The organism is Aquabacter spiritensis, from assembly GCF_004346185.1.
GTDB classification, from domain to species: domain Bacteria; phylum Pseudomonadota; class Alphaproteobacteria; order Rhizobiales; family Xanthobacteraceae; genus Aquabacter; species Aquabacter spiritensis.
In genome coordinates this window covers 1-18,658 of the sequence record NZ_SMAI01000014.1, presented here as the reverse complement: position 1 = coordinate 18,658, position 18,658 = coordinate 1, and the positions used below count along the sequence as shown (strand labels likewise).

Annotated in this window: 19 protein-coding genes and 1 tRNA gene; 14 read left to right on the top strand and 6 right to left on the bottom strand. The window is 68.5% G+C overall.

Going from position 1 to position 18,658, the window contains the following annotated elements; genetic code table 11:
* The first annotated feature begins 21 nt into the window (after window positions 1-21).
* Window positions 22-2,088, top strand: coding sequence for a hypothetical protein (locus EDC64_RS18750; protein ID WP_132034225.1), 2,067 nt, complete (start codon window positions 22-24; stop codon window positions 2,086-2,088).
* A 166-nt stretch (window positions 2,089-2,254) separates the two neighbouring features.
* On the opposite strand, the gene EDC64_RS18745 is transcribed toward EDC64_RS18750, so the two are convergent.
* From EDC64_RS18745 to EDC64_RS18735, 3 genes are read right to left on the bottom strand one after another with little or no spacing between them, the layout of a single operon-like run.
* Window positions 2,255-3,073: an ABC transporter permease gene (locus tag EDC64_RS18745; protein WP_132034223.1), complete on the bottom strand. Its 819-nt coding sequence runs from the start codon at window positions 3,071-3,073 to the stop codon at window positions 2,255-2,257.
* Window positions 3,070-3,987, bottom strand: a complete 918-nt coding sequence (locus EDC64_RS18740) for an ABC transporter permease (RefSeq protein ID WP_132034221.1) — start codon at window positions 3,985-3,987, stop codon at window positions 3,070-3,072. Before EDC64_RS18740 ends, EDC64_RS18745 begins: the two co-directional genes overlap by 4 nt.
* Window positions 3,988-3,997: 10 nt before the next feature.
* Window positions 3,998-5,164, bottom strand: a complete 1,167-nt coding sequence (locus EDC64_RS18735) for an ABC transporter ATP-binding protein (RefSeq protein WP_132034219.1) — start codon at window positions 5,162-5,164, stop codon at window positions 3,998-4,000.
* 209 nt (window positions 5,165-5,373) lie between these two features.
* Between EDC64_RS18735 and EDC64_RS18730 the strand changes: the two genes are divergently transcribed.
* The 7 genes from EDC64_RS18730 (at window position 5,374) to EDC64_RS18700 (ending at window position 11,977) form a co-directional block, all read left to right on the top strand.
* Complete coding sequence (locus EDC64_RS18730) at window positions 5,374-6,822, top strand: UbiA family prenyltransferase (protein ID WP_132034217.1); 1,449 nt, start codon at window positions 5,374-5,376, stop codon at window positions 6,820-6,822.
* On the top strand, window positions 6,822-7,235 hold the full coding sequence (locus tag EDC64_RS18725) for a GtrA family protein (protein ID WP_132034215.1): 414 nt from the start codon (window positions 6,822-6,824) through the stop codon (window positions 7,233-7,235). Before EDC64_RS18730 ends, EDC64_RS18725 begins: the two co-directional genes overlap by 1 nt.
* Complete coding sequence (locus EDC64_RS18720; protein WP_132034213.1) at window positions 7,232-8,566, top strand: FAD-binding oxidoreductase; 1,335 nt, start codon at window positions 7,232-7,234, stop codon at window positions 8,564-8,566. The genes EDC64_RS18725 and EDC64_RS18720 overlap by 4 nt, the downstream gene beginning before the upstream one ends.
* Window positions 8,566-9,303, top strand: a complete 738-nt coding sequence (locus EDC64_RS18715; protein WP_132034211.1) for an SDR family oxidoreductase — start codon at window positions 8,566-8,568, stop codon at window positions 9,301-9,303. The genes EDC64_RS18720 and EDC64_RS18715 overlap by 1 nt, the downstream gene beginning before the upstream one ends.
* A 139-nt stretch (window positions 9,304-9,442) precedes the next feature.
* Window positions 9,443-9,517 (top strand) — tRNA-Thr (locus EDC64_RS18710).
* A 378-nt stretch (window positions 9,518-9,895) separates the two neighbouring features.
* A complete protein-coding gene (locus tag EDC64_RS18705) occupies window positions 9,896-10,849 on the top strand; it encodes an amidohydrolase family protein (protein WP_132034209.1) in 954 nt (317 codons plus the stop codon).
* 816 nt (window positions 10,850-11,665) lie between these two features.
* Window positions 11,666-11,977 carry a hypothetical protein gene (locus EDC64_RS18700; protein WP_132034207.1) on the top strand — a complete coding sequence of 104 codons (312 nt, stop codon included), beginning with the start codon at window positions 11,666-11,668 and terminating at the stop codon, window positions 11,975-11,977.
* Window positions 11,978-12,056: 79 nt separating this feature from the next.
* On the opposite strand, the gene EDC64_RS18695 is transcribed toward EDC64_RS18700, so the two are convergent.
* Together EDC64_RS18695 and EDC64_RS18690 are read right to left on the bottom strand one after the other, a co-directional pair.
* A complete protein-coding gene (locus EDC64_RS18695) occupies window positions 12,057-12,314 on the bottom strand; it encodes a DUF2934 domain-containing protein (protein ID WP_165933816.1) in 258 nt (85 codons plus the stop codon).
* A 58-nt stretch (window positions 12,315-12,372) separates the two neighbouring features.
* Window positions 12,373-12,654: a hypothetical protein gene (locus EDC64_RS18690; protein WP_132034203.1), complete on the bottom strand. Its 282-nt coding sequence runs from the start codon at window positions 12,652-12,654 to the stop codon at window positions 12,373-12,375.
* A 377-nt stretch (window positions 12,655-13,031) separates the two neighbouring features.
* Between EDC64_RS18690 and EDC64_RS18685 the strand changes: the two genes are divergently transcribed.
* From EDC64_RS18685 to EDC64_RS18665, 5 genes are all read left to right on the top strand, one after another.
* Window positions 13,032-13,541: a ferritin-like domain-containing protein gene (locus tag EDC64_RS18685; protein ID WP_132034201.1), complete on the top strand. Its 510-nt coding sequence runs from the start codon at window positions 13,032-13,034 to the stop codon at window positions 13,539-13,541.
* Between the two features lie 33 nt (window positions 13,542-13,574).
* Window positions 13,575-14,453 (top strand): manganese catalase, encoded by an 879-nt coding sequence (locus EDC64_RS18680; RefSeq protein ID WP_132034199.1) that lies wholly within the window; start codon window positions 13,575-13,577, stop codon window positions 14,451-14,453.
* 97 nt (window positions 14,454-14,550) lie between these two features.
* Entirely contained in the window at window positions 14,551-15,939 is a 1,389-nt protein-coding gene (locus tag EDC64_RS18675) for an NAD(P)/FAD-dependent oxidoreductase (protein ID WP_132034197.1), read from the top strand.
* 27 nt (window positions 15,940-15,966) lie between these two features.
* Window positions 15,967-16,710, top strand: a complete 744-nt coding sequence (locus tag EDC64_RS18670) for a DUF2243 domain-containing protein (RefSeq protein WP_132034195.1) — start codon at window positions 15,967-15,969, stop codon at window positions 16,708-16,710.
* Window positions 16,711-16,826: 116 nt separating this feature from the next.
* Window positions 16,827-17,318: a YciE/YciF ferroxidase family protein gene (locus tag EDC64_RS18665; protein ID WP_132034193.1), complete on the top strand. Its 492-nt coding sequence runs from the start codon at window positions 16,827-16,829 to the stop codon at window positions 17,316-17,318.
* 91 nt (window positions 17,319-17,409) lie between these two features.
* Here EDC64_RS18665 and EDC64_RS18660 read toward each other — a convergent pair whose 3' ends face one another.
* Window positions 17,410-17,646 (bottom strand): hypothetical protein, encoded by a 237-nt coding sequence (locus EDC64_RS18660; RefSeq protein WP_132034191.1) that lies wholly within the window; start codon window positions 17,644-17,646, stop codon window positions 17,410-17,412.
* 311 nt (window positions 17,647-17,957) lie between these two features.
* Between EDC64_RS18660 and EDC64_RS18655 the strand changes: the two genes are divergently transcribed.
* Window positions 17,958-18,428, top strand: a complete 471-nt coding sequence (locus tag EDC64_RS18655) for a Ros/MucR family transcriptional regulator (protein WP_274594957.1) — start codon at window positions 17,958-17,960, stop codon at window positions 18,426-18,428.
* The last annotated feature ends 230 nt before the right edge of the window (window positions 18,429-18,658 follow it).

Sequence of the window (18,658 nt, the reverse complement as noted above, 5' to 3'; positions counted from 1 at the left end):
CGCGGAACCCGAAAGCAACGCATGACCTACGGCCTCGCCTTCGATCCCTTCGTGTCGCTTCCGGTGCTCGCGGCGCTCGGCCTTCTCGCCGTGCTGCTCGCCGGCCTGCTGCTCGCCTCACGCACCCGCGGCGCCGCCTTCCGCGCTTTGGCGCTGGCGGCGGGTCTCGCCGCGCTCGCCAATCCCTCGCTGACGCGGGAGGAGCGCGAGCCGCTCTCCTCGGTGGTGGCGGTGGTGGTCGACAAGAGCGCGAGCCAGGATTTCGGCGACCGCACCGCCCAGACCGAGGCCGCCCGCACCGAAGTCACCGCGCGCCTCGCGCGCATCCCCGGGCTCGAAGTGCGCACGCTGGAGGCCAATGCCCGCGACGGCGAGAGCGACGGCACGCGGCTGTTCTCGGCGCTCGCGGCGGGGCTCGCGGACGTGCCGCCCGAGCGGGTCGCCGGCGCCATCCTGATCACCGACGGCCGCGTCCACGACGCTCCGGCCGACGCCGCCGGGCTCGGCTTCGCCGCCCCGGTCCACGGCCTCGTCACCGGGCGCGCCGGCGAGCGCGACCGGCGCGTCGCGCTGGAGAAGGCGCCGCGCTTCGGCATTGTCGGCCAGCGCCAGAGCCTCACCTTCCGCGTCACCGACGAGGGCGCCCCGGCCGGCGCGCGGGTGCCGATCACCGTCCGGCGCGACGGCGAGACCATCGCGACGCCGATCGTCACCGCCGGCCAGAGCGCGACGGTGGAGGTGGAGATCGCCCATGCCGGGCCGAACATCGTCGAGATCGAGGCCCCGCCGCTCGCCGACGAACTGACGCCGATCAACAACCGCACCGCGGTCTCGATCGACGGCATACGCGACAAGCTGCGGGTGCTCCTGGTGTCGGGCGAGCCCAATGTCGGCGAGCGCACCTGGCGCAACCTGCTGAAGAGCGACGCGAACGTCGACCTCGTCCATTTCACCATCCTGCGCCCGCCGGAGAAGCAGGACGGCACGCCGATCAACGAATTGTCGCTGATCGCCTTCCCGACGCGCGAACTGTTCCAGACCAAGATCCGCGACTTCGACCTGATCATCTTCGACCGCTATTCCCAGCAGGGCGTGCTGCCGCAGATCTATTTCGACAATATCGTGCGCTATGTCCGGGCCGGCGGCGCGGTCCTGGTGGCGGCGGGGACCGACTATGTCGAGCCCGGCTCGCTCTACAACACGCCGCTCGAAGACATCCTGCCCGGCGTGCCGACCGGCAACACGACCGAAATCCCCTATCATGCGCGCCTGACCGACCCCGGAAAGCGCCATCCCGTGACCCGGGCGCTGCCCGGCTCGGAGCAGACCCCGCCGCACTGGAGCCGCTTCTTCCGCGTCATCGACGCCAATGCCCGCTCCGGGACCGCGATCCTCGCCGGGCCGGACGAAAAGCCGGTTTTGCTGCTCGACCGGGTCGGCGAGGGCCGCGTCGCGCTGCTGCTGTCCGACCATATCTGGCTGTGGGCGCGCGGCTATGAGGGCGGCGGGCCCTATATCGACCTGCTGCGCCGGCTGTCGCACTGGCTGATGAAGGAGCCCGACCTCGAGGAGGAGCGCCTCAAGCTCTCGACGTCGGGCCGCGACCTCGTGGTCGAGCGCCAGACCATGGGCGATACCGTCCCGGTGGCGCAGGTGACGCCGCCGACCGGGCCGGCGCGCACCCTCACCCTCACCCAGGCCGAGCCCGGCCTGTGGCGCGCAACCACCCCGGCCGACCAGCTCGGCCTGTGGCGCGCCGCCAACGGGCCGCTCAACGCGCTGGTGAATATCGGCCCGCTCAACCCGAAGGAATTCGCCGAGGTGACCTCGACCCGCGACGTGCTGGTGCCGGTGTCCGCCGCCACCGGCGGCGGCCTGTGGCGCCTCGCCGATCTCTCGGGGAGCGTGCCGCGCATCGTGCCGGTGACGTCGGGCGACCGGCTCGCGGGCGCGGACTGGATGGGCCTGCGCACCCGCGAGGTGAGCGTGGTGACCGGGATCGGCCTGTTCCCGGTGTTCGCCGGCCTGTCGGGCCTGATGCTGCTGCTCGGCCTGCTGGCCCTGAGCTGGGTGCGCGAGGGCCGCTGAGAGGGAGCGGTCGCGCGGCGGTCGTCCGGCACCGCACCCGTCCTATCGGGCCGGCTTCCTATCGGGCCGGCTCCGGCGCAGGTCGCCCGACCTGAGGCGGGCCGCAATCGTCGGCCTCGCGCAGGCGTGCGCGCCGACAGGTCCCGGCAAGAGAATCCGAGGGTCCTCAATGCGCGGCCGCGGCCTGTTCGTCGCGCTTGCGCTGGGCTTCCTGCCGCTTCGTCATGATCGAGGCGAACACCACGACGACCGTGACGATGCCGATCATGACCGTGCAGATGGCGTTGATCTCCGGCGTCACGCCCATGCGCACCTGCGAATAGATCCGCATCGGCAGGGTGGTGGCACCCGGCCCGGTGGTGAAGGAGGCGATCACCAGATCGTCCATCGACAAGGTGAAGGCCAGCATGAAGCCCGACACCACGGCCGGCAGGATCAGCGGCAGGGTGATGATGAAGAAGGTCTTGAAGGGCGGGCAGCCGAGATCGAGCGCGGCCTCCTCCAGCGAGCGGTCGAAGGTGACGAGGCGCGACTGCACCACCACCGCGACGAAGCACATGGTGAAGGTGATGTGGGCGAGCGTGATGGTCCAGAACCCGCGCTCGAGCCCGATCGCCACGAACAGCAGCAGCAGCGAAAGGCCGGTGATCACTTCCGGCATCACCAGCGGCGCATAGGTCATGCCGGAGAACAGCGAGCGGCCGAAGAAGCGGCCGTAGCGGGTGAGCGCGAGCGCCGCCATGGTGCCGAGCACGGTGGCGACCAGCGAGGACAGGAAGGCGACGCGCAGCGTCACCCAGGCGGCGTCGAGAAGCTGCTCGTTCTCCAGCAGCGCGCCGTACCATTGGGTCGAGAAACCGCCCCAGATGGTGACGAGGCGCGAGGCGTTGAACGAATAGATCACCAGTAGCAGGATCGGGATGTACAGAAAGGCGAAGCCCAGCACCAAAGCGGTGACGTTGAACCAGGACAGGCTCTTGCTCATTTCCCGGCCTCCAGTTGACGCGCCTGGATGTTCTGATAGATCACGATCGGCACCACGAGGACGATGAGCAGCAGCACCGCCACCGCCGAGGAGGCGGTCCAGGAGCGGTTGACGGTGAATTCCGTCCATAGCGACTTGCCGATCATCAGCGTGTCGGAGCCGCCGAGCAGATCGGGGATCACGAACTCGCCCACGGCGGGAATGAAGCAGAGCAGGCAGCCGGCGGCGACGCCGGGCAGCGACAGCGGGAAGGTGACGAGCCAGAAGGCCCGCATCGGCGGGCAGCCGAGATCCTCGGCCGCCTCCAGCAGAGTCCCGTCGAGCTTCTCCAGCGCGGCATAGAGCGGCAGGACCATGAAGGGCAGGTAGGAATAGACGATGCCGATATAGACCGCGAGATCGGTGTTGAGGATTTCGAGCGGCGCATCGATCAGGCCGAGCGCTTGGAGCGCCTGATTGAGCAGCCCATCCTGCGAGAGGATGCCGATCCAGGCATAGACCCGGATCAGGAACGAGGTCCAGAACGGCAGGATCACCAGCATCAGCAAAGTCGGCTGGAGCGTGCGCGGCGCCCGCGCCATGGCATAAGCGATCGGATAGCCCACCAGAAGCAGGAGCACGGTCGAGACCGCAGCGATGATCAGGCTGGAGCCGTAGGCGTCGAGGAACTCGTTGTTCCAGTCCAGCACGTAGACATAATTGTCGAAATTGAGCTGGGACAGGAAATCGACGAAGCCCGCCCAGCCCTGCGACAGGTCCAGCAGCGGCGCATATGGCGGCTGCGCGATCACGTCCTGCGACAGGCTGATCTTCAGCACGATCAGGAACGGCACCAGAAACAGGACCAGCAACCAGAGATACGGCACGGCGATCACGAACAGCCGGCCGATCCCCTTTTCCCCCGCGGTGGCCATGGCGCGCCCCCTATCGGCTCAGCACCACGCCGGCATGCGGCGTGAAGGTGACATAGACCTTGTCCTCCCAGCTGATGGGGCGTTCCACCATGCGCGAGAGGTTCGGCTGGGACACCTTGATCCGGGTGCCGCAGGGCAGTTCGACATGATAGACGGAGAGATCGCCGAGATAGCCGATGTCGAAGATTTCGCCTGCGAAGCAGTTGCCCGCCGCGGCGTCCGGGGCCTCGAGCGAGATGCGCAGCTTCTCCGGCCGGATGGCGAGCCACACCTTGTCGCCTGTCTTGACGCCGCCGGCATCGCCCTGCGCGATCTGGAGCGGATGCGGCGTGATCGGGGTCGACAGGCGCAGATCGCCGCCGAAACAGCCATCGACGACGCATTCCACGATGTTCACGTCGCCGATGAAGTCCGCGACGTATTTCGTCGCCGGCTGCTCGTAGATCGCCGCCGGCGGATCGACCTGGACCAGCACGCCGTGATTCATCACGGCGATCCGGTCGGCCACCGTCATCGCCTCTTCCTGGTCGTGGGTCACGATCAGGAAGGTCATGCCGAGCTCCATCTGGAGATCCATCAGCTCGAACTGGGTCTCCTCGCGCAGCTTCTTGTCGAGCGCGCCGAGCGGCTCGTCGAGCAGCAGGACCTTGGGCCGCGTCGCCAGCGAGCGGGCGAGCGCGACGCGCTGGCGCTGGCCGCCGGAGAGCTGGTGCGGCTTGCGCTTGGCGAAGCTTTCGAGCTTCACCAGCGTCAGCATTTCCTCGACCCGCGCATCGATGTCGGCCTTCGCCATGCCGGCCTGCTTCGGGCCGAAGGCGATGTTGTCGGCGACGCTCATATGCGGGAACAACGCGTAGGACTGGAACATCATGTTGACCGGCCGCCGATACGGCGGGACGCCGGAAAGATCCTGACCGGCCAGCGTGATGCGCCCTTCGGTCGGATCCTCGAACCCGGCCAGCATGCGCATCAAGGTGGTCTTGCCGCAGCCCGAGGGGCCGAGCAGCGCGAAGAATTCGCGCTCGTAAATGTCGAGGCTGACATTGTTGACGGCGGTGAAGGCACCAAACCTTTTCACCACATTCTCGAACCGGATGAGCGGCGTCGCGGTCGCGTCGGTCCAAGGAGAGAAAGTGCGCCGGACGGCGCCAATGGTCTGCGTCCGCGTCTTGGCCATGAGCCCCACCGCCCCGATTGCCCCGAGGAGAGGCTAGACCCGCGCCGCGCGCCGCTCAAGCCTTGTGCAGGCGCAAAAAAAGTGCGCGCTGCAGCGGGATTGCACCGCGATCGGGCAGTGCGCCGGCGCGGCATCCCGATAAGTCCCTTCCTCCGGCCCGAGACCTGGGGCATGACTGGAGCCCCCTGGTTCCGGAGCTTGGCCGACCGATGGCGCAGCGCGCCGATGTCCCCACGGATGATGCCGCGCCGGACGCCCCGGCGGCGACCGGACGCCCGCTCGTGGTCGATCTCGACACCGCCCTCCTGCGCACCGGCCTCGGCACGGAGGCCTTTCTGCACCTGCTGGCGACCCGTCCGCTGCTGGCGGTGCGGACCGCGGGCGCGATCGGCGCGGGACGCGCGGCGCTGGCCGGCCGGATCGCGGATCTGGTGGTGCTCGACGCGACCAGCCTCCCGCTCGACACCGGAATGCTCGCCGCGCTGCGCGAACAGGCGGCGCAGGGCCGGCCGATCTATCTCGCCGCCTCGGCCGACGCGCGCCATGTGGCCGCGCTCGCCGCCATGCTCGGCTTCGTCTCGGGCAGCTTCGGGGCGGAGGGCGGCACGCGCTTCGCGGGCGTGCAGAGGGCGCAGAGGCTCGTCGCGGCCTTCGGCCCGGGCGGCTTCGATCTGGTCGGCACGGTGCCCCCGCAGGATCCGATACGCGCCGCGGCCGCAGGCATCCTCGCCCCCGAAACCCTGCGGGCCGGGGATGCCGCGCAGGACGCCTCCGCAAGCGCGCGGCCGGCGCGGTGGCGCGCCGCGCTCGCGGCAATGCGCCCGCATCAATGGTTGAAGAATGTCCTGATCTTCATCCCGGTCTTCGCCGCCCACGCGTTCGGCTGGCCGCTCCTCGCCGCGATGCTCGCCTTCGTCAGCTTCAGCCTGTGCGCATCGAGCGTTTATATCCTCAACGATCTGCTCGATCTCGCGGGCGACCGCACCCATCCGCGCAAGCGCCACCGCCCCTTTGCGGCCGGCCGCATCGCGCCGGCCTGGGGCGCGGCCATGGTCCCGGCGCTGCTGATCACCGCCTTTGTGCTGGCTCTGGCGCTCCCGGCGGCCTTCGCCGGCGTGCTCGGGCTCTATTTCCTGAGCACCTGCGCCTATTCCCTCGTCCTGAAGCGGCGGCTGCTGGTCGACGTGGTCATGCTGGCCTGCCTCTACGGCACCCGCATGGTGGCCGGCGCCGCCGCGACCGGGATCGTGATCTCCGACTGGCTCATCGCCTTCGCCACCTTCCTGTTCTTCAGCCTCGCTCTGGTGAAGCGCAGCGCGGAACTCACCGCCCTGAAGGCCGCGGGCTCGGGCGACCCGGTCGGGCGCGCCTACCGGATCGCCGATCTGCCGCTGCTCCAGACCATGGCGCTCGCCAGCGGCTATGTCGCGGTGCTGATCCTTGCGCTTTACGTCACCAGCGCCGACGTGCGGCCGCTCTACGGCCATCCCTCGACCCTGTGGCTGCTCTGCGTGCTGCTGCTCTATTGGGTCAGCCGCATCTGCCTGCTGACGCATCGCGGCGCGATGCACGACGATCCGGTGATCTTCGCGGTCACCGACCGCGTCAGCCAGATCGTCGTCCTTTCCGGCGCGCTCGTGGTCGCCGCGAGCATCTGATGGCACCGCGCGCGCCGGCGGCCATGTTCCGCCTCTATCTGCTGTTCGCGGCGCTCGCCACCCTGGCCAATCTCGCCGCGCAGGAAGCCGTGCTCCAGATCCCCGGGGCGCGTCTCGAACTCTCGATCCTCGCCGGCACCGCCGCCGGCTTCGTGCTCAAATATCTGCTCGACAAGATCTTCGTGTTCGACGACGCCTATTCCGGCCATGGCCGCGAACTGCGCAAAGTGTTGGTCTATGGCGCCTTCAGCGTGGGGACGACTTTGGTCTTCTGGGCCTTCGAAATCGCCTTCTGGACGCTCTTCGGCACCGATTTCGCGAAATATGCGGGCGCCGTGATCGGTCTCGCCATCGGGTACGGCGCGAAATTCCTGCTCGACCGCGCCTTCGTCTTCACGGAGCGGCGGACATGACCGAACTGTCCGGCTGGGGGCGCTATCCGCGCCACGCGACGCGGCTGCTGCACCCCGCCACGCCTCGCGCGGTGCAAGGTCTGATGGCGCAGCAGGCCGGCCTGATCGCGCGCGGCAACGGCCGGGCCTATGGCGATGCCGCGATCGGCGCCGCCGCCACGCTCGGCACCGGCGCGCTGGACCGCATCCGCGCCTTCGACCGGGAAACCGGACGGATCCGCGCCGAAGCGGGCCTGCTGCTCTGCGACCTTCTCGCTCTCGCCGTGCCGCTCGGCCTGTTTCCCCCGGTCGTTCCGGGCACCATGGCCGTCACGCTCGGCGGCATGGCGGCGGCCGACGTGCACGGCAAGAATCACCATCGCGACGGCGGGTTCGGCGATCATGTCGAGGCGCTGACGCTCGCGCTGCCGGGCGGCGGGACGCTCGTCTGCGGACCGAACGAAAACGCCGCTGTGTTCCGCGCCACGATCGGCGGGATGGGGCTCACCGGGACCATTCTCGATCTGACCTTCCGGCTGCGGCCGATCGCGACCGGCTGGATCCGCCAGAATACGGTCGCGACGGCCGATCTCGACGCCACGCTCGCGGCCTTGGCCGCAGCGGGGACGGCGCCCTATTGCGTCGCCTGGATCGACACGCTGGCGCGCGGCGCCGGCCTCGGGCGCGGCCTGGTCTTTGCGGGGGAACACGCCGCGCTGGCGGACCTCGCCGCCGGCCTGCCCACCGCGCCGCGCTTTCCCGCGGCCCGGCCGGCTTGGCTCGCGGTGCCGTGCGATCTGCCTTCGGGAACCCTCAACCGGCTCTCGGTCGCGGCGTTCAACGCGCTCTATTTCCGCGCCGGCGCGCGGCAGGCCGGGGCGCCGGTCCTGGTGCCGTGGGATCGCTATTTCTTCCCGCTCGACGCGATCGGCGGGTGGAACCGGATCTATGGCCGGCGCGGCTTCCTGCAATATCAGTTCGTGGTCCCGGGGCCGGGGGCGGGCGCCCTGGTCGGCGCCGTCATCGAGCGCGTGTCGCACCACGGCGCGGCGTCCTTCCTCTCGGTGCTCAAGCAATTGGGGCCGGGGCACGGCGCGCTCTCCTTTCCGATGGAAGGGCTCACTCTGACCCTCGACCTGCCCGCCGCCGGGCCGGTCTTCGCGTTGCTCGACGAACTCGACCGCCTCGTCGTCGCGGCCGGCGGGCGGCTCTATCTCGCCAAGGATGCGCGGCAGGCGCCGGCCACCTTCGCGGCGGGCTATCCCGGCCTGCCCGGCTTCCAGGCCCTGCGCCGCGACATCGGCGCGCCCGGGCGCATCGCCTCCCGCCTCTCCGAAAGGCTCGCCATCTGATGGCCCCGCAGACCCTTCTCCTCATCGGCGCCACGTCCGACATCGGCCGGGCGATCGCCCTGCGCTTCGCCGCCGCCGGCTGGCGGCTCCAATTCGCCGCGCGCGACCTGGACGAGGCCGCCCGGACCGCCGACGACGTTGCGGCCCGGACCGGTGCGGCGGCGACGCTGCACCGGCTCGACATCCTGGAGGACGACGCCTTCCCGGCCTTCCTCGACGGCCTGCCGGCGCTGCCGGACGCGGCGGTCTGCGTCGTCGGGCTGCTCGGCGACCAGGCGCGCGGCGAGATCGACCCGGCGCATGCCCGGCTGGTCCTGCGCAGCAATTTCGAGGGACCGGCTTTGCTGCTCGGCGCCATCGCCACGCGCTTTTCGGCGCGCGGCACGGGCGCCATCATCGGCGTGAGTTCGGTCGCCGGGGAGCGGGGGCGCGGCTCGAACTATCTCTACGGCGCCGCCAAGGCCGGCTTCACCGCCTTCCTGTCCGGCCTGCGCAACCGGCTCGCGCCGCGCGGCATCCGGGTGATCACGGTGAAGCCCGGCTTCGTGCGCACCCGCATGACGGCGCATCTGAAACTGCCGCCGCTCCTCACCGCGACGCCGGACGACGTCGCCAAGGCGGTGGCCGCGGCGATGGCCGGGCGGCGCGACGTGGTCTATGCCCGGCCGGTCTGGCGCCTCGTCATGACATTGGTGCGGCTGCTTCCCGAACCGCTGTTCAAGCGGCTGAAACTGTGAACGCCGCGGCGCGCCGCAGCGGGAAGGCTTGCGCACCCCGCGCGCTTGTGGCAGGAACGGCGCGCTCGCGGCGGTGCATCCGCCGCATCCGGTCCCGCGCTCGCGGGCAGCGCCGACCCCTCGGCCCCGGATCAGGTTTGCTGCGGTAGCTCAGTGGTAGAGCACTCCCTTGGTAAGGGAGAGGTCGAGAGTTCAATCCTCTCTCGCAGCACCAGCTTTCTCGCCGTTTCCCGGCATCGTCCGCGCACAGACAGGCAGAACACGGCAAGAACGCGCGCCCCGGTCTGGGGGAAAACTGGGGAAGCCCGTTCACGAGGCGTTCCGCCGGCCGCCGCCTCCGGGCGCTTCGAGCGTTCCTGGGTCATCCTCCGCGGCGACGGCGACGCGCAGCCAAAAGGAACCGCCGCCGATCGCCGGAGCGGCTTGGTCTTTGCCGTGACAATGGCGATATCGCTCCCCCCTTTCGCCGGCCAGGGTAAGGCGCGCTTCGCGGGGGACCGGCGGCAGGCCTCCCCGGAGTTTTCATGTTACAGGTGCTCGCACTGGGACAATGGCCCACGGCGCCACGCGACGACCCAAGAGGAGCGGACACATGCGCAAAATCGCGCTTGAAGAGCACTTCACGACGCCGGGGCTCGCCGGGAAATACGTGGCAAGGCCGACGCAAAGCGACGCGCTCTTCGCGGATGTCGAACGTCGTCTGGCCGATTTCGACGCGCTGCGGCTCGAGATGATGGACCGGACCGGCATCGAGGTGATGGTGCTCTCCGTCACCACGCCGGGGGTTCAGGGCGTCCGCGATGCCCAGGAGGCGATCCGGCTCGCCTGCGACGCCAATGATTTCCTCGCGCGGGAGGTGCAGAAGCGGCCGGATCGCTATGCCGGCTTTGCCCATCTGGCGATGCAGGACGCCGGGGCCGCCGCAACCGAACTCGAACGCGCCGTCAGGGAGCTTGGCTTTCGGGGCGCGCTGATCAACGGCCAGACCAACGGACACTATCTGGACGAGGACCAGTACATCCCTTTCTGGGAGCGTGTGCAGGAACTCGATGTCCCCGTCTATCTGCATCCTGGCAGCATGGCCGACCATCCCGCCATGTTTGCGCATCGCCCCGAACTCGGCGGTCCAATCTGGGCCTGGACCGCGGAAACCGCCGCCCACGCGCTGCGGCTGGTGTTTGGTGGCACGCTCACCCGCTTTCCCAGCGTGAAGATCATTCTCGGCCATATGGGCGAGACGCTGCCCTTCCTCCTCTGGCGCCTCGACAGCCGGCGGGAGTTCGACCTGGGCGAGAAGCTCGCGCCGGACGATCTCCCCTCGGCGATCATCAAGCGCAACATCGCCGTCACCACTTCGGGGGTATGCGACCCTGTGGCGCTCAACGCGACCCTCCAGGCATTGGGCGACGACAACGTGATGTTCTCGGTCGACTATCCGTATGAGGATCCGCAGGTCGCCTCCGATTTCATCGAATCCGCGCCGATCGGAGAAGAAATCCGCGCGAAGATCTGCCACGGCAACGCCGAACGGCTGCTGCGCCTCTAGATTGCGCGGAGAAAGCTCGATCGCCCTCGGGCGCTCGCAGGCGGGTCATTCGCTCTCCTCCGATGGCTCGCCGAACGGCGGGAAGATGGAGCAGGCGCCTATCGTCTCCTGCCGCGACGCAGCCCACCGCCCCCTGAGGCCCTCGCTCATGCCGAGCAGGGAAGCCGGCCGCGTCCCGCGGATCTCTGGCGCGATCACGGCGGGGGAGCCGACCGGGCGTCGCCGAAAAACACCGGGATTCCCAGACATCGAGGCGCCCCCACAACCCTGGCATGCACAGGATGGCAGCGTTACTACCGATTCGCCACGTTCTGGTAGGGAGATGTGAACGCCAATGACGTCGGGCACCTTGGATCCATTGATGTAGTGGTCAAGCGACGTCGTTGAGATGCCTGACGAGGTCCGGCTGGTGTTCAATGCCGTGCGAACCGACGCGACGTCGAATTTTTCGTCGATCTTGGCCAGATCCAAGTCTTTGAGAACGTAGTGAATTTTCGGGCGCCGTCGGGTTTGCGGTCGCACGCGACCGCGCGCGCTTTCCGCTCTTCCGTCGACAGAACATCGGCATACTTCACCCCTCGGGAATTCCCCGACCGCTTCACCCCATCGCAGGTCGTCCTCAGCGAGGTCCCGCCGATCCCCGGCAGTCGGAACAATCGGGCGCCGGGTCGTGTTGCTCCCGGAACCCCGGAGATGGTCCATGACAAACCTGCTCACGCCCGCGGCTGCGCCAATAAGGGGCGGCGGGGGGTGTGCCCCGGCCCTGCACCACCGGGACCCGGGCACGAAAGTCCGCCGCGCCGAGGGAGGCCCGCGATGACCGGCTCCGACGGCGCCAGACGGCGCGCCGCGATCGATGCGGGGGAAACCCGGGACAAGGTGTCCTATCCCGATCCGGCGGCGGCGCCGCTCGGCACCGACGACGAGGCGGCGGGGACCAGACCGGCGGTGGAGGGCACGGGCGGGCGCCCGGTGGCGTCTCCGTCCGACAGCGGCCCGCAGAGCGAAGAGGACCATCGCGCACCGCCCCGCACCCACCCGACCTCGGGCACCTGGGTCGCCGTATTCGGCGCCGTGGTCGGCCTGCTGGTGATCATGGCCACCGTCAGTTGGGTCATCGCCCGATGATGTGACCATGGCCTTGGGGCCGAGGGCCGCCCGAGCCGGCCCGCAGCTTCGGCTGCGGGACCGGTCGGACCGAAGCGCCTCACCGCCGTTTCGGCGGCTGCATCTCGCCCTGGTCGGTGAGGGTGGGAAATTCCCCGGTATTGCTCAGCGCCTCCTGGGGCTCGACGGCGGGCTTCGCGCTCGCCCCAAAGGGAATGCGCGCGGTCCCGGCCGCGTCTTCGAGGCCGACGATCTCGGACGCCATCTCCCAATGCAGCGCCTCGCGGCCCTCCGGCATCCCCTCCGACCGCCAGAGCTCAAAGGCTTTCTCCCGAATGCGCGTCTCGCGCTCGGTCATTTCGTTCCGATCCATATCTGCCTCCTCACGACGATGGGACCTCTACCGGCGGCGGGCCTCACGCGGCGCGCCCCAATCCCGCCCGGACATCTTCCAGAACGCGCCGGAACTCCGCATTGACCCGACGCTCGAAGGCGAAGGCGCCGTCGGCTTCGAGCCCCGGATCCTCGTGCCCGTCGTGAAAGGTCAGCTTCTGGTCGATCGCTTCGACCAGCGCGTCCCGCCGCGCCGGGTCATGGCCGAGAACACGGAACATCAGGACCAGCAATTGCCGGTGGGCGGCGATCGCCGCATCCAGATTCACCTGGGACCGCGGGGCGACATCGTCTCGATCGGTCATGCTCATTCCTCTCGCCCCCGCGCGCAGGCACCTCCGGCGCTTTCGGGGTGCGCCGGGCGCCGTCTCGAAACCAACCCTCCCCCCCGGTGCGATGTTCCGACGCTCGCCTCGCCTCCCGTCCGGTGCGTCCCGCCGAGGCGTTCACCCCCCCGCCCGCCGGGTCCGACTTGCGCTTTTCTGGCGGCTTCTGTCGTCTTCGAACCATGAGCTGGACAGCAAAACGGGCGAATAAGGCAGTCTTGACCTTCGCAATGAACTTCAAATTCTTACGCATCGAGATGCATATCTGCACACTTAAGTGGAACACCCGGTTTGGGAGAGACTTTACCCGCCGACTGCCCGGCGTGGTGGTCAACCGGTCACAGGAGGACAAGCAGATGGCGCAAAGCGTCCGAGATGTGTTCGTCGTCGGTTTGAAAAACGCGCATGCCGTCGAGAACGAAGCACTGTCGATCATGAATCGGCAGATCGAACGGCTGGAGAGCTATCCCGAATTGGCCGACCGCCTGCGGGGGCATGTCGAGGAGACCAACGGCCAGTTGGATCGTCTCGATAAGATCCTGCACGAACTCGGGGAGGAGTCCTCCACGTTCAAGGATACGGCCGCGTCGATGATGGGAAGCATGGCCGCCTTGGGCCACACCGTGGCGGACGACGAGATCCTGAAGAACGCCTTCGCGGATTTCGCCTTCGAGAATTACGAGATCGCCGCCTACCGGTCGCTCATCTCCATGGCGGAGGCCGGCGGCTTCAATGCGGCGGTGCCGCTCCTGAGCGCCACGCTCACCGAGGAAGAGGCGATGGCGCGCTGGCTCGCCGACCATCTCCCGCGGGTCACCGACCGCTATCTCAGCCTTCAGGAACAGGGCGCCGCGGCGCAGCGCTGATCCACATCCTCGTTCAGGCGAAAGGAGGACAGCATGTTCACCCACACCAAGCATTTGCAGTATCAGGCGAAACCCGACAAGCCCGATCCCCAGTTCGCCAAAATGCTCCAGGAGCCTCTCGGCGGTCAGTGGGGCGAGATCAGCGTCATGATGACCTATCTGTTTCAAGGCTGGTCATGCCGGGGACCCCAGAAGTATCGGGACATGATCCTCGACATCGGCACCGAAGAGATCGGCCACGTCGAAATGCTCGCGACGATGATCGCCCGGCTGCTGGAAACCTCTCCGGTCGAGACGCAGGAAGAGGCCGCCAAAAACAGCGCCGTCGGCGCCATCATGGGCGGGGCGCGGATCGAGGACGCGATCCTCGCCGGGATGAACCCGCAGCACGTCATCGTGGCGGGCTCCGGCCCGCGTCCCGTCGACAGTGCCGGGAATCTGTGGACTGCCGGCTTCATGGCGGCGAGCGGCAACCTGCTGGCCGACTTCCGCTTCAATCTGACGGCCGAGAGCCAGGGACGGCTCCAGGTGGCGCGCCTCTATAATATGACCGAGGACCGGGGGGTGCGCGACATGCTTTCCTTCCTGATCGCGCGCGATACCATGCATCAGAACCAATGGCTGGCGGCCATCCGCGAACTGGAGGAAGACGGGCTGGAAATGACGCCGGTGCCGTCGAACTTCCCGCAGGACCAGGAAATGGTCGACGTGGCCTACCAGTTCATCGGCGCGTCGTCGGGCAGCGAAAGCCGCAAGGGTCCGTGGGCGAACGGTCCTTCGCCCGACGGGCGCGGCGAATTCTCTTATGCCGAGATCCAGCCGCTGGCGAACGACGACGGCAAGCTGGGAAAGATCGACCCGCGTATGTACGGTACCCCGCCTGCCCCGGTGCCGCCGATCGCCGCGGAATAATCGGGGCGCTGGCCGCGCGAAATCGCGCTCTGTCGCTGAAAACCGGTCGGGGCGGCGCGGGAAAGCCGCGTGGCCCCGATCCAGTCTCGAGGGTGTCATGTCCGGCCTTGAGGGTGCCCCTTCTCACGAACCGGATGCGGGTCACGAACCGGATGCGGGGCGCCGCCCCCGCATCGTCGTCGTCGGCGCGGGCTTTGCGGGGCTGGAAGTCGCCAAGAGATTGCGCGAAGCCCCGGTGGACGTGACGGTCATCGACCGACAGAACCATCACTGTTTCCAACCGCTCCTCTATCAGGTCGCCACGGCCGCGCTGTCGCCGGCAGACGTCGCCTGGCCCATCCGGGGCATTATCGGTCCCCAACTCAACACCACGGTCCTGATGGCGGAGGCGACCGGAATCGACATCGCCGCACGTCGCGTGCTCACGGGGGCGGGCGGAATTCCCTATGACATCCTCGTGCTCGCAACCGGGGCGACGCACGCCTATTTCGGCCATGACGAATGGGCGTCCTCGGCACCGGGGCTGAAGCGGATCGAGGACGCGACGGAGATCCGCCGCCGACTTCTGCTTGCCTTCGAGCGGGCCGAACTCATGCCGGAGGCGCGCGAACGCCTGCTGACCTTCGTCATCGTGGGCGGCGGCCCGACCGGAGTCGAGATGGCGGGGGCGGTCCGCGAGCTGGCGCATCACGCGCTGCCGCTCGACTTCCGCCACGTCGATCCGCGCACGGCCCGCGTCGTCCTGCTGGAGGCGGGACCGCGGATCCTCTCCGCCTTTCCCCCCCATCTGTCCGATGCCGCGGCCCAAAGTCTCCAGCGGATGGGCGTCGAGGTGCGCACCGGAACCCGCGTGACCGGAATCGGCCCCTCCGGCGTGCAGCTGGAGGACGGCGTCATCGAGTCGGAGACGATCATCTGGGCGGCGGGGGTCGCGGCATCGCAGGCGGGCGTGTGGATCGGCGCGGAGCGGGATCCGGCCGGACGGGTGAAGGTGCTGCCGGACCTCTCGGTCGCTGGCCATCCCGAGATCTTCGCGATCGGAGACACGGCACGCGTGACGCTGGCGAGCGGGCCGGTGCCCGGCATCGCGCCGGCGGCCAAGCAGATGGGCGCCTATGTGGCCGGGGTGATCGCGGCCCGCGCGCGCGGCCTCCCGGCGCCGGATCCGTTCCGATATCGCCATCAGGGCGACCTCGCCACGATCGGCCGCAAGTCGGCCATCGCCAAGATCGGGCGGCTCGAACTGCAGGGATTTGTCGGCTGGGCCTTCTGGAGCGTGGTGCATATCTACTTCTTGGTCGGCACCCGCCACCGTCTCACCGTCGCCTTTACTTGGCTCTGGAACTACCTGACCTATCAGCGCGGAGCCCGGCTCATCACCGGCACCCAGCGCCAGCTCGAGACGTTGCCACGGGGAACGGCGCCACCGATGACGGCGCAAACGAGGGACGTCGTTGGGGAACAGGGTGGCCCGCCGCCCGGTTGACCCGATGTCCGAGCGGAGCGCCGCGCCATGGAACGATCAGTGAGAGGCTTGTGGACCGCGACGCTCGGCTTTGCCCTGGGCGGCTTCTTCGACGGCATTCTGCTTCACCAGATCCTTCAATGGCATCATCTGCTCAGTCTCGTTCCGGAGGTGGCCGACCTGCGCCTGCAGGTCCTCTGGGATGGCTATTTCCATGCGTCGATGTACGGCCTTGCAGCCATTGCGCTCTGGCAGCTCTGGCGCAGGCCGGGGCAGAGTGGACGCTTGCTCGCAGCCGGACTGCTCGCCGGCTTTGGGCTCTGGCACATGGTCGATGCCGTGCTCTCGCACTGGCTGCTGGGGATCCACCGCATCCGGGTCGACAGCCCTGTGCCGCTGGCGTGGGATCTCGGCTGGGTCGTGCTGTTCGGGCTGGTCCCATTCGGCCTGGGCCAAGCTCTGGCACGCGGGGGCGGCCCGCCATCGGCTCGCCGCGCAATGCCGCTGCTGCTCGCGACCCTTGCGAGCATCGGCACCGGCGCCTGGTCGCTCCGACCACCGCCCGGCCAGCCCTTGACGGTGGTGGTCTTCGCGCCCGGCGTCTCCCCCGGATCGGCCATGAATGCGATCGGTGCGCTCGATGCCCGGCTGGTTTGGGCCGATCCCGCAATGGGCGTGGTCGTCGTCGACCTGCCCCACGCGCGGCGCTCCGAATTCTTCCGCCGCGGCGCCCTAATGGTCTCGGGCACCACCGGCGGACTCGGTTGCTTCGCCTGGAGCCAGCCGAGCTGAGGGCGAGACGTTCGTCCCGGCGGCGTCTGGCCGCCGCCGCGGCCCGGCAAAGCCCCCGCCGCGCGGAACAAACCTTCGCCCGCCGGGTTGCGAGGTCACACACCCGGAGACGACCCATGGCCAAGGAAAAGACGCTGCACGATTTGTTCTTGGACACGCTCAAGGACATTTATTACGCCGAGAAGCAGATTTTGCGGGCGCTGCCGAAGATGCAGCGCGGCGCGCAGTCGCCCGAGGCGAAGAAGGCGTTCGAGACCCATCACGACGAGACCGAGATCCAGGTGGAGCGCCTGGAGAAGATCTTCGACATGCTCGGCAAGCCGGCACGCGGCAAGCAGTGCCCGGCGATCCTCGGCATCATCGAGGAGGGCAAGGAAATCCTGGAGGACTTCGCCGGCAGCCCGGCGCTCGATGCCGGCCTGCTCTCGGCGGCGCAGGCGGTCGAGCATTACGAGATCTCCCGCTACGGCACGCTCAAGACCTGGGCGAAGCAACTCGGCATGGCCGAAGCGGCGAACCTGCTGGACCAGACGCTCCAGGAAGAAATCAAGACCGACAAGCTGCTCACCCAGCTCGCGCAGAGCGGCGAGAACGCCAAGGCGGCGTGATCCCCGCTTCTGCTTCGCCCGGCGGCCTCGGGGCCGCCGGGCCGATCCTCGGCACCGCAAACCGCCCGCGCGCGGCAACGCCCTGTCGCGGTCAGGCGAGATCGTTCTCGCCGACCGGGCTCGGCGCGCCGCGCAACCCGCCCGCCTTGGCGTTCGCAACTTCCGCCTCGGGTGGCGGCCGGTTGCCGGGCGCGTCGGCGGGCCCGGCCTTCTGCTCATGCGCCGGACCGCCGTGATCGCCGGTCTCCTCGGTGCGCGTCTGGTCCTTGCGGGTCTGTTCGGCCCGCGCCGCGGGACGCGGCTGCGTGGACGGGGGCGGAAGCGTCATGGCGGACTCCTGATCTGTCGGCATGACCTGTCAACGCCCGCCGACGGTCAAAGTTGCCTGAGGGAAGCCTGCAAATCCGCCGTCCCGCGCTGATTCTGCCGCGCCGATTCGCGCGCCATGCCGGCTCCGGCGCCGTCTTCGCCGAATCGGAGGCACCGAGATCCCTTGGGCGCCAAGCCTTTTGGGCCGGTGCGCGCAATCGCGCGGGACGGTGCTATTTATTTATTGGACACAAGCACTTTTTACTTTAGGTAGATTGCACGCGCCGTTTCATTCGGTCATTCCTGAAATTTACCTACAAGGAGGCAGCATTGGCAGACGAACTGAAGACTGTGAGCGAACCCGACTACTTGGGCCTTGCGGCGGACGTGGTTTCCGCGTTCGTGATGAACAATTCCGTGTCCGCGGCCGAGTTGCCGGCGCTGATCAATTCGGTGCATGCCGCCCTCACCGGGCTGACCAAGGCGGAAGTGCCTTCGGCCGAGCCGCAGCAGCCGGCGGTTCCGGTGAAGAAGTCCGTGACGCCCGACTTCATCATCTGTCTCGAGGACGGAAAGAAGTTCAAGTCGTTGAAGCGGCACCTGCGTACAACCTACGACATGACGCCCGAGGCCTATCGGTCGAAGTGGAACCTGCCGGCGGATTATCCGATGGTGGCGCCCAATTACGCCGCGGCGCGCTCCGAGCTCGCCAAGCAGATGGGTCTGGGCCAGCAGCGCCGCAAGGCGCCGGTCGCCACCAAGCCGGCCAAGCCGGCCCCCCGCCGCGCCAAGGCGTCCTGACGCATCGCACCCCGAACCCGAACGCCGCCCTCGCGGGGGGCGTCTCGGGGATCCGGGACTGATCCGCGGTCCCGGACTTTCCCGAAGACCAGCCTGCCGAAAGGCAACAAAAAAGCCCCGCATTGACGCGGGGCTTCAGACCGCTGACAAACCCCGTCGATTTTTCGGCGGGGTTTTTGTTTGGGTTGGGGCCGGTCGGTTTTTGGCTATGGCGTCGGTCGATTTTGGGG

What these genes read in the sequence shown, in the direction of transcription:
- EDC64_RS18750 (WP_132034225.1), top strand. Translation starts at nt 22, where the DNA reads ATGACCTACGGCCTCGCCTTCGATCCCTTCGTGTCGCTTCCGGTGCTC.
- EDC64_RS18745 (WP_132034223.1), bottom strand. Translation starts at nt 3,073, where the DNA reads ATGAGCAAGAGCCTGTCCTGGTTCAACGTCACCGCTTTGGTGCTGGGC.
- EDC64_RS18740 (WP_132034221.1), bottom strand. Translation starts at nt 3,987, where the DNA reads ATGGCCACCGCGGGGGAAAAGGGGATCGGCCGGCTGTTCGTGATCGCC.
- EDC64_RS18735 (WP_132034219.1), bottom strand. Translation starts at nt 5,164, where the DNA reads ATGGCCAAGACGCGGACGCAGACCATTGGCGCCGTCCGGCGCACTTTC.
- EDC64_RS18730 (WP_132034217.1), top strand. Translation starts at nt 5,374, where the DNA reads ATGGCGCAGCGCGCCGATGTCCCCACGGATGATGCCGCGCCGGACGCC.
- EDC64_RS18725 (WP_132034215.1), top strand. Translation starts at nt 6,822, where the DNA reads ATGGCACCGCGCGCGCCGGCGGCCATGTTCCGCCTCTATCTGCTGTTC.
- EDC64_RS18720 (WP_132034213.1), top strand. Translation starts at nt 7,232, where the DNA reads ATGACCGAACTGTCCGGCTGGGGGCGCTATCCGCGCCACGCGACGCGG.
- EDC64_RS18715 (WP_132034211.1), top strand. Translation starts at nt 8,566, where the DNA reads ATGGCCCCGCAGACCCTTCTCCTCATCGGCGCCACGTCCGACATCGGC.
- EDC64_RS18705 (WP_132034209.1), top strand. Translation starts at nt 9,896, where the DNA reads ATGCGCAAAATCGCGCTTGAAGAGCACTTCACGACGCCGGGGCTCGCC.
- EDC64_RS18700 (WP_132034207.1), top strand. Translation starts at nt 11,666, where the DNA reads ATGACCGGCTCCGACGGCGCCAGACGGCGCGCCGCGATCGATGCGGGG.
- EDC64_RS18695 (WP_165933816.1), bottom strand. Translation starts at nt 12,314, where the DNA reads ATGACCGAGCGCGAGACGCGCATTCGGGAGAAAGCCTTTGAGCTCTGG.
- EDC64_RS18690 (WP_132034203.1), bottom strand. Translation starts at nt 12,654, where the DNA reads ATGACCGATCGAGACGATGTCGCCCCGCGGTCCCAGGTGAATCTGGAT.
- EDC64_RS18685 (WP_132034201.1), top strand. Translation starts at nt 13,032, where the DNA reads ATGGCGCAAAGCGTCCGAGATGTGTTCGTCGTCGGTTTGAAAAACGCG.
- EDC64_RS18680 (WP_132034199.1), top strand. Translation starts at nt 13,575, where the DNA reads ATGTTCACCCACACCAAGCATTTGCAGTATCAGGCGAAACCCGACAAG.
- EDC64_RS18675 (WP_132034197.1), top strand. Translation starts at nt 14,551, where the DNA reads ATGTCCGGCCTTGAGGGTGCCCCTTCTCACGAACCGGATGCGGGTCAC.
- EDC64_RS18670 (WP_132034195.1), top strand. Translation starts at nt 15,967, where the DNA reads ATGGAACGATCAGTGAGAGGCTTGTGGACCGCGACGCTCGGCTTTGCC.
- EDC64_RS18665 (WP_132034193.1), top strand. Translation starts at nt 16,827, where the DNA reads ATGGCCAAGGAAAAGACGCTGCACGATTTGTTCTTGGACACGCTCAAG.
- EDC64_RS18660 (WP_132034191.1), bottom strand. Translation starts at nt 17,646, where the DNA reads ATGACGCTTCCGCCCCCGTCCACGCAGCCGCGTCCCGCGGCGCGGGCC.